Here is an 858-nt window from a genome sequence, read left to right as displayed (position 1 = left end):
ATTTGCGACGTATTTTGGTGGAGGAGCAGGTTATGATAAAGATGGACAATGGAAGGCTCCAAATTTTGTAATCAAGAAAGTTAATGCAGAAGGGACAGAAAGTGAAGAAAGTTATAAGAGTGTAGCGGAAGCACTTTCTGATATTAGTAGTTCTGTCACGAATGTTCATCATGATGTAACCAATGTAGTGAGTGAAAGCCTTGTCAAGCAGGATGATGAGACGGCTCCTATCACTGTTGGTAAGGAAACAAATGGCACTGTAATTAATGTTGCAAACAAAAGCGGTGTGAAACGGGTTATTTCTGGTGTAGAGGATGCAAAAGATAATAATGATGCCGTTAACAAGGGTCAGCTTGATGCAAGTCTGAAGGAACTTTCTAGCAGCCTTCAGTCTGATGATTCAGCTGTTGTTCATTACGATAAAAAAGATGGTGATAATGGCGGCATTGATTACACGAGTGTGACTTTAGGTAAAGGTAAGGATAAGGCGGCTGTAGGTCTCCATAATGTTGCCGATGGTCAGATTGCCAAGGGTTCACATGATGCAATCACGGGCGGTCAGATTAATAAAATCGGTGAGGATGTAGCTAAGTTTTTAGGTGGAGAAGCATCCTTTAAAGATGGAGCTCTTACACAGCCAAGGTATAAATTATCGCATATTTCTGAAGATGGTCAGGTAAGCACGAGCGCCTTTGATGGTGTAGGTGGTGCGTTTGAGGGCCTTGATACAAATATCAAGAATGTGAATCAGCGTATTAAGGAAGTTTCTGAAGGAGTCGCACAGGATTCTTTGAATTGGAGTAAGGAAGCCAATGCGTTTGTAGCTAAGCATGGAACGGAAGGAAGCAATAGCAAATT

Annotated in this window: 1 pseudogene; it reads left to right on the top strand. The window is 41.6% G+C overall.

Features of this window, described 5'->3' with window-relative positions:
- Window positions 1-858, top strand: a pseudogene (locus ACFILY_RS09540) (hypothetical protein); the annotation flags it as partial.

The sequence above is a fragment of the Bartonella sp. CL25QHWL genome (assembly GCF_042195335.1).
In the GTDB taxonomy this organism is placed as follows: domain Bacteria; phylum Pseudomonadota; class Alphaproteobacteria; order Rhizobiales; family Rhizobiaceae; genus Bartonella.
The sequence above is the reverse complement of the archived record's forward strand: the minus strand, read 5'-3'. Positions and strand labels throughout refer to the sequence as shown.